The following is a 6,781-nucleotide window of genomic DNA, read 5'->3' as shown; positions in this document are numbered from 1 at the left end:
GTTGGCGCCCCGGCAAATCCGGCCAACCGCCCTCGACGAGGGCCGCAAGTGCAGGATCGGCGAGGCGGGGGTGGGCAGGGTGGGTCAGGGGGTAGCGCGCAGACGTTCGTCGAGGGCGGTCAGGTCGGGCACGAACCACACCTGGTCGTGCCGGTTCGACTCGGCCACCAGCGCGCGCAGCGCGCCGCTGCGCTCCAGGTGCGCGGAGATGTCACCGACGATCGCCAGGCGCAGCCGGTAGTTGACGAACTTCTGCATCACCTCACCGGCGAAGCGGGTGCCGAGCGTGAAGAAGCCGGGGTCGAGCCGTTCGGCCGGCACCGCCACCACGGTCGCACCGAGGAACGCCGCGCCGATCAGGTCCAGCGCGTCGGCCTCGGTGGCGATCGGCGGGCCGTCCGGGCCGCAGACCAGCACCGGCACGCCGGCGCGCTCCTGCATCAGGTCAGCCATCGCGGCGTTCCCCGCCGAGCAGGCCGTTGCCGCCGTCGAGCACGCCGTCGAGCAGGCGCAGCAGGTCGGCGGTGGCGGTGAGATCGCCCAGGATCACGATGGTCATGCGGTGCCGCTCCTCGTCGTGGACCGTCTGCACGCGCAGCGGGCGGTCCGGGTCGTGGTGGGTGTTCACGCCCGCCAGCACCAGCGTGGCGAGCCGGTCGACGGCGGCCCGGTCGACGCCGTCGAGGCGAACGACGCTGGACACCTCCGCTCCCGGCGCCGGAGCAGCCGCCGTGGGCCGGCCGGTCAGCGCGTCCAGGTCCGCGCGGGCGATCCGGTACTGCTTGCCGATCCGCGTGGCCCGCAGCCGGCCCGAGCGGATGTAGCCGCGCACCGTGCGCACGTGCAGGCCGAGCAGGTCAGCAACCTGCTCCACCGAATACATGTCGTTACTCATCGCACCCTATCTTAGCGACGATAGGGAACGATAGGTAATTTCACTGCCTGGCCATGTGCGCGTCACCCGGGCCGGGCATACTGCCCGCGTGCAGCCCCGTCACGGCTACCTCGACGCGCCCGCGCCGCTGGCGTTCGCCCACCGCGGCGGCGCGGCCGACGGCGACGAGAACACCGCCACCGCGTTCGCCCGTGCCGTCGCCCTGGGCTACCGGTACGTGGAGACCGACGTGCACGCCACCGCCGACGGCGTACCGGTGGTGTTCCACGACCCGACGCTGCGCCGCGTCACGGGCGAGCCGGGCCGCATCGCGGACCTGCGCTGGGCCGACCTGTCCTCGGTACGGGTCGGCGGTGCCGCCCTGGTGCCACGCCTGGACGAGGTGCTCGGCGCCTGGCCGCAGGTGCGCTTCAACATCGACGTGAAGTCCGACGGCGGCGTGGCGCCCACCGTCGCCACGGTCACCCGGACCGGCGCCGGTGAGCGGGTGCTGCTCGCCTCGTTCAGTGACGCCCGGCTGGCCCGGCTGCGGGCGCTGGCCGGGCCGAAGGTCGCCACCAGCCTCGGCATGCGCGGCGTGGCCCGGCTGCGGCTGGCCTCGCTGCACGGACGGCCGCTACGGCTGCCCCCGTCGGTGGTGGCCGCGCAGGTGCCGGTCGCCTTCGGACGGGTGCCGGTGGCCGACCGGCGGTTCCTCGCGTACTGCCACCGGCTCGGGTTGCAGGTGCACGTCTGGACGATCGACGATCCCACCCAGATGCACCACTTACTTGATCTTGGTGTGGATGGCATCATGACCGATCACGTCAGCGTGCTCCGTGACGTCTATCGCAGTCGCGGCCACTGGGCCGCCTGAGCCCCCGAGGACGACCCCCGATGGCCGATACGGTCACCCCCGCCGTCGCCGACCCCGCCGGACCGGGCAGCACCCGCCGCGAGCGCACCGGCTGGTACTTCTACGACTGGGCGAACTCGGCGTTCCAGACCACTGTCATCACGGTCTTCCTCGGGCCGTTCCTCACCACGGTCACCGAACTCGCCGCCGGGTGCGAACTGGGCGCGGACAGCTGCGACGGCGCGGTGTACCCGCTGGGCATCAAGGTCGCCGCCGGCTCGTTCTACCCGTACCTGATCTCGCTGTCGGTCTTCCTCACCGTGTTCGTGCTGCCGGTGATCGGCGCGATCGCCGACCGGTCGGCGCACAAGAAGCGGCTGCTCGCCGCCGCGGCGTTCACCGGCGCCGGCGCGACCATCGCGTTCGCGTTCGTCACCGGCGAGCGCTACCTGCTCGGCGGCGCGCTGTTCCTGATCGCGAACATCTCCTTCGGCGCCGCCGTGGTCGTCTACAACTCGTTCCTGCCGCAACTGGGCGGCCCGGACGAACGCGACGGCATCTCCAGCCGCGGCTGGGCCATCGGCTACCTCGGCGGCGGCCTGCTGCTCGCGCTGAACCTGGTCGCGGTCACGATGCTCAGCGAGGAGGGCAACGCCCAGCGCACGCTGGACCTGGCCCGCTGGTCGATCGTGTCGGCAGGCGTGTGGTGGGCCGCGTTCACCCTGGTCCCGCTGCGCTGGCTGCGCGAACACCCCACCGCCGCAGCCCTGCAGGCGGGCGGCAACGTGCTCACCGACGGGTTCCGGCAGCTCGGGCGCACCCTGCGGGAACTGAAGACGTACCCGCTGACGCTGTTCTTCCTGCTCGCGTTCCTGGTCTTCAACGACGGCATCCAGACCGTCATCACGCTCGCCAGCCAGTACGGCACCGAGGAACTGCGGCTGGAGCAGAGCACCCTGATCGTGACCATCCTGCTGGTGCAGTTCCTCGCCTTCGGCGGCGCCCTCGCCCTCGGCTCGCTCGCCAAGCGCATCGGCGCCTGGAAGACCGTGCTGCTGTCGCTGGTGCTCTGGACCGGTGTGATCATCGCCGCGTTCCGGCTGCCCGCCGAGGCGCCGGTGCCGTTCATGATCCTCGGCGGCTGCATCGGCCTGGTGCTCGGCGGCAGCCAGGCGCTGAGCCGCTCACTGTTCAGTCAGCTCATCCCGGCCGGCAAGGAGGGCGAGTACTACGGCTTCTACGAGATCAGCGACAAGGGCACCAGCTGGCTCGGCCCGCTGGCGTTCGGCCTGGTCTTCCAGCTGACCTCGTCATACCGGGTGGGCCTGGTGTCTCTGCTGATCTTCTTCGTGGTCGGCTTCGCGCTGCTGGCCGCCGTGCCGATGCGCCGGGCCATCATCGCCGCCGGCAACACCCCGCCCCGGGTGCTCTGACCCGCCGTGCCCGTCGATCATCGGGGGCCTGATCGGGTGGTGTCGATGGACTAGGCTGCCCCGACGTGACCGACGACGCCGCCCAGACCTGCCTGGCCCGCCCCCTGCCGGGGCCCGGCGACGACCGGGCCGCCGGCTGCGCCGCCGCCCGCGGCGTCGACGGCCGGCCGCTGCACGCCGCCGCGCTGAAGTTCTTCTGGGGGCCGATGGACTGCGGCAAGTCCACCATGGCGTTGCAGATGAACCACAACCACGCCCGGCAGGGCCGCCGCGGCCTGGTCACCACCCGTATCGACCGCTCGCTGGGCCCGCAGGTCACCACCCGCATCGGCCTGGCCCACGAGGCGGTCGAGGTCACCGATGACCTCGACCTGCGCGCCCTGGTCCGCGACGCGTGGGCCGAGGGGGTACGCGTGGACTACCTGATCTGCGACGAGGCGTCGTTCTACAACCTCGAACACATCGAGCAGATGGCCGAGCTGGTCGACCGGTTCGACGTCGATGTCTACGCCTTCGGCCTGGCCACCGACTTCCGCTCCTGTCTGTTCCCGGCCGCGCAGCGGCTGTTCGAGCTGGCCGACGAGGTGGCCCGCATCCAGGTCGAGGTGCTCTGCTGGTGCGGCCGGGAAGGGCTGCTCAACGCCCGCGTGGTGGACGGCCGGGTGGTGCGCGAGGGCGCGCAGGTCGTCATCGGCGACACCGTCGACACCGCCGACGTGCGCTACCAGGTGCTGTGCCGGCGCCACTACCGCTCCGGCGACCTCGGCCCGCGCGGCTGAACGTCAGAACGGGTCTCCGCACACCCGCCAGCCGCCGCCCTCCGGCACCACGGGCAGCTCCCGCTCCTCGCTGCCGCCGCCGTCGCGGTTGATCCGCACGATCACCGTCCCCGTCGGTTTGCCGGACCGGGTCGCCACCGACACGTCGACGATCTCGTAGCCGCTGACCTGCGGTGGCGTACGGACCCAACTGCCGAAGCCCGACTTGCTCCACTTGCCCCGGGCCTCGGCGCACAGCCGCTCGTACGCCGCGTCGGTGTCCCCGGACGCGACGTCGCGGAAGAACCCGTCGGCGGTCTCCCGCACCGGCCCGTCGGCCTGGAGCACCACCTGCGCGTTCCACGCCGCCAGACCGGCCACCCCGATCAGGCAGGTGCCCACGCCGAGACCGGCGATCAGCACGCCCGCGCGTAGCGGGCGGCGACGCCGGGCCGGGTGCTGCCACTCCCGTTGCCTGCCCATCACCGACGACGGTAGGCAACCGGGCAGCGGCGCGCAGGCACTTGCGGTGCTCCGGCCGAGCCGGCCTCGCGCTCGTACCTGACAACAGGTGGCAGGTACGAGCGGCAGACTCCCGGTATGACCACGCACGCAGACATCGCCATGATCAACCTGGACAGCTCCGACCCCGCCGCACACGCGGCCTTCTACGCCCACGCGCTCGGTTGGGAGATCACCCACAGTCAGGCCGAGTACGCGATGATCGTCAAGGACGGCACGTCGATCGGCTTCGGCCTGGTGCCCGGCTACGCGCCGCCGGCCTGGCCGGACGAGAGCGGCGGAAAGCGGTACCACCTCGACCTCTACGTCGACGACGTGACGGTCGCGGAGAAGGACCTGGTGGCGGCCGGCGCGACCCGGCCCGGGTTCCAGCCCGGCGGTGAGCGGTGGACCGTGCTGCTCGACCCGATCGGCCAGCCGTTCTGCCTCTGCCCCCGCCCGCAGGGCTGACCGGTCAGCGCAGCGGGCCGCGGAGCACCGCGGCCCGCATCGCGGCCGGATCGGCGGCCGGGACGTACTCCAGCCACCAGGTGGCGCCCGCCTGCGTTACCTGCGCCAGGTAGGCCCGCTCGGCCCGCTCGTCGGGACTCCGCCGCCGGCCGCCGAGGGCCACGTCGAATGCCTGGCCGTCCGCCCGGCGGGCCGGCAGTGCGGCGACCAGTTCGGCCACCTCGTCGGGCGTGAAGTCGGACCACCCCTCGGTGTCGGTCAGCTTGTAGGGCACGATCCCGTCCGCCCGGGCGGCGCGCCGCAGCACCGCCTTCGCCTGGGTGCTGCCGCCCACCCAGACCGGCACCCGGGGCGACTGCACCGGCGCCGGACGCAACGCCACGCCCTCGGCCCGGTAGTGGACGCCGCGGTGCGTGACCGGTTTGCCGCCGAGGAGCCCGACCAGCAGGTCGAGGCCCTCGTCGAGCATCGCGGCGCGGGTCTTGAGGTCGGTGGGCTCGCCGAACGCGGCCAGACCCGGGTCAGCGGGGTCGCCGACTCCGACCGCGACGCCGGCCCGGCCCCCGGAGAGGTGGTCGAGGGTGAGCACCTCGCGCGCCAGCTTGGCCGGTCGGCGCCGCGGCAGCGCGGTGACAGTGGTGCCGAGCCGTACCCGTTCGGTGCGCCCGGCGATCGCGGCCAGCACCAGCCACGGATCCCAGGTGGGTGGGTCGTCGCCGGAGTGGTGGACGAGGTAGTCCTCCAGGAAGATCCCGTCCCAGCCGACCCGCTCGGCCAGCTCACCGAGGGCCACCAGGTCGGTAACCGTCAGTGCCGCCCCGCCGCAGGCGATCTCCAGTCCGTGTCGCATGCCGGCACCCTACGGCGGGGCTACGACGGGCTCAGCCGCGCCGGCGGGCCCGCGCGGCCCAGATCGCGTACGCCGGGTCGCGGTCCAGGTTGTGCCGGTCCCGGTCGTAGCGGCGGGTGGTACGCGGGTCGGCGTGCCCCATCGCGTCCTGCACGTCCTCCAGCGGAACCCCCTCGGAGCGGGCCGTGGTGGCGAACGCGTGGCGCAGCGAGTGCGGCGACAGCTTCGCCCACGCGGCGATCCCGGCACGTTGTGCGAGGCGGCGCACCAGCCGGAACACGGCGTGCCGGTCCAGCCGGCCGCCGGTGGAGGTGACCAGCAGCGGACCGGTCAGCTCCGGCACCGTGACAACCTGCGCGGCGGCCCGCACGGCCAGGTAGGCGTCGACCGCGTACGCGGTGCCGGGGGTGAGTGCGCGCCGGCGTACCTTGCCGCCCTTGCCGACGAAGCGGACGCTGCGGTGACCGCGCTCCGTGCCCAGGTCGGACACGTCCAGCGCGACCAACTCCCCGACCCGCAGGCCCAGGTCGGCCAGCAGTGCGACGGCGGCCCGGTTCCGGGCGGCGGCCGGGCCGGTGTCGGCCTCGGCGGCGGCGATCAGCGCGTCGACCTCCTCGGGGGTCAGGCCGACGGTGGCGGAGTGGTCCCGGTCCACGCGCGGACGATCCGCCGCCGACACCGGGTTGGCCGGCACCGCGCCCAGCTTGACCAGGAAGTCGTACCAGCTCGACAGCGCGGACAGCCGGCGCGCGACGGTGGCCGGGGTGAGCGGGCGGCCGGCCCGGCCGCGGGGTGTGGTCTCCAGTTCGCGGCCGTAGGTGTTGACGTCGAGGAAGGTCGCCCGCAGCGGATCCACGCCGTGTTCGGCGCACCAGCTCAGCCAGCCGGTGACGTCGCGGCGGTACGCGTCGCGGGTGTGCTCGGACAGCCGCCGGTTGCGCAGCCACGCCTCGGTGACGTCGGCCGGGCCGGCGGGCAGGGCGGCGGGGCGGGCGCGGGGCAGCACCTCGGGGCGAAGCATGTGAGAAAGGTTCTCAG

General features: G+C 73.2%; 9 protein-coding genes. 4 read left to right on the top strand and 5 right to left on the bottom strand.

Annotated features, from left to right (window positions below):
* Nucleotides 1-84: 84 nt before the first annotated feature.
* Nucleotides 85-453: a DUF4180 domain-containing protein gene (locus tag IRY44_RS24495; RefSeq protein WP_194802558.1), complete on the bottom strand. Its 369-nt coding sequence runs from the start codon at nucleotides 451-453 to the stop codon at nucleotides 85-87.
* The gene (locus tag IRY44_RS24490) at nucleotides 446-895 is read right to left on the bottom strand and encodes a helix-turn-helix domain-containing protein (RefSeq protein WP_228532690.1); all 450 of its coding nucleotides are present in this window, start codon (nucleotides 893-895) and stop codon (nucleotides 446-448) included. Before IRY44_RS24490 ends, IRY44_RS24495 begins: the two co-directional genes overlap by 8 nt.
* Nucleotides 896-983: 88 nt before the next feature.
* Here IRY44_RS24490 and IRY44_RS24485 point away from each other — a divergent pair, with 88 nt between their 5' ends.
* The 3 genes from IRY44_RS24485 (at nucleotide 984) to IRY44_RS24475 (ending at nucleotide 3,942) form a co-directional block, all read left to right on the top strand.
* On the top strand, nucleotides 984-1,751 hold the full coding sequence (locus tag IRY44_RS24485) for a glycerophosphodiester phosphodiesterase family protein (RefSeq protein ID WP_194802557.1): 768 nt from the start codon (nucleotides 984-986) through the stop codon (nucleotides 1,749-1,751).
* A 20-nt stretch (nucleotides 1,752-1,771) separates the two neighbouring features.
* A complete protein-coding gene (locus tag IRY44_RS24480; RefSeq protein ID WP_194802556.1) occupies nucleotides 1,772-3,163 on the top strand; it encodes an MFS transporter in 1,392 nt (463 codons plus the stop codon).
* A 92-nt stretch (nucleotides 3,164-3,255) separates the two neighbouring features.
* Complete coding sequence (locus tag IRY44_RS24475; protein ID WP_370585003.1) at nucleotides 3,256-3,942, top strand: thymidine kinase; 687 nt, start codon at nucleotides 3,256-3,258, stop codon at nucleotides 3,940-3,942.
* A 3-nt stretch (nucleotides 3,943-3,945) separates the two neighbouring features.
* On the opposite strand, the gene IRY44_RS24470 is transcribed toward IRY44_RS24475, so the two are convergent.
* Nucleotides 3,946-4,404: a hypothetical protein gene (locus IRY44_RS24470; RefSeq protein WP_194802555.1), complete on the bottom strand. Its 459-nt coding sequence runs from the start codon at nucleotides 4,402-4,404 to the stop codon at nucleotides 3,946-3,948.
* Nucleotides 4,405-4,521: 117 nt separating this feature from the next.
* Here IRY44_RS24470 and IRY44_RS24465 point away from each other — a divergent pair, with 117 nt between their 5' ends.
* Complete coding sequence (locus tag IRY44_RS24465; RefSeq protein ID WP_194802554.1) at nucleotides 4,522-4,893, top strand: VOC family protein; 372 nt, start codon at nucleotides 4,522-4,524, stop codon at nucleotides 4,891-4,893.
* Between the two features lie 4 nt (nucleotides 4,894-4,897).
* Here IRY44_RS24465 and IRY44_RS24460 read toward each other — a convergent pair whose 3' ends face one another.
* Both IRY44_RS24460 and IRY44_RS24455 read right to left on the bottom strand, forming a co-directional pair.
* Nucleotides 4,898-5,743 carry an LLM class flavin-dependent oxidoreductase gene (locus IRY44_RS24460; protein WP_194802553.1) on the bottom strand — a complete coding sequence of 282 codons (846 nt, stop codon included), beginning with the start codon at nucleotides 5,741-5,743 and terminating at the stop codon, nucleotides 4,898-4,900.
* A 31-nt stretch (nucleotides 5,744-5,774) separates the two neighbouring features.
* A complete protein-coding gene (locus tag IRY44_RS24455) occupies nucleotides 5,775-6,764 on the bottom strand; it encodes a tyrosine-type recombinase/integrase (RefSeq protein ID WP_194802552.1) in 990 nt (329 codons plus the stop codon).
* Nucleotides 6,765-6,781: the final 17 nt, after the last annotated feature.

Origin of the sequence: Micromonospora sp. ANENR4 (assembly GCF_015354395.1) — a bacterium.
GTDB lineage: Bacteria > Actinomycetota > Actinomycetes > Mycobacteriales > Micromonosporaceae > Micromonospora > Micromonospora aurantiaca.
Note: the sequence above shows the minus strand (reverse complement) of the source record. Positions and strands in the feature narration are given on the sequence as shown.

What these genes read in the sequence shown, in the direction of transcription:
- IRY44_RS24495 (WP_194802558.1), bottom strand. Translation starts at nt 453, where the DNA reads ATGGCTGACCTGATGCAGGAGCGCGCCGGCGTGCCGGTGCTGGTCTGC.
- IRY44_RS24490 (WP_228532690.1), bottom strand. Translation starts at nt 895, where the DNA reads ATGAGTAACGACATGTATTCGGTGGAGCAGGTTGCTGACCTGCTCGGC.
- IRY44_RS24480 (WP_194802556.1), top strand. Translation starts at nt 1,772, where the DNA reads ATGGCCGATACGGTCACCCCCGCCGTCGCCGACCCCGCCGGACCGGGC.
- IRY44_RS24470 (WP_194802555.1), bottom strand. Translation starts at nt 4,404, where the DNA reads ATGGGCAGGCAACGGGAGTGGCAGCACCCGGCCCGGCGTCGCCGCCCG.
- IRY44_RS24465 (WP_194802554.1), top strand. Translation starts at nt 4,522, where the DNA reads ATGACCACGCACGCAGACATCGCCATGATCAACCTGGACAGCTCCGAC.
- IRY44_RS24460 (WP_194802553.1), bottom strand. Translation starts at nt 5,743, where the DNA reads ATGCGACACGGACTGGAGATCGCCTGCGGCGGGGCGGCACTGACGGTT.
- IRY44_RS24455 (WP_194802552.1), bottom strand. Translation starts at nt 6,764, where the DNA reads ATGCTTCGCCCCGAGGTGCTGCCCCGCGCCCGCCCCGCCGCCCTGCCC.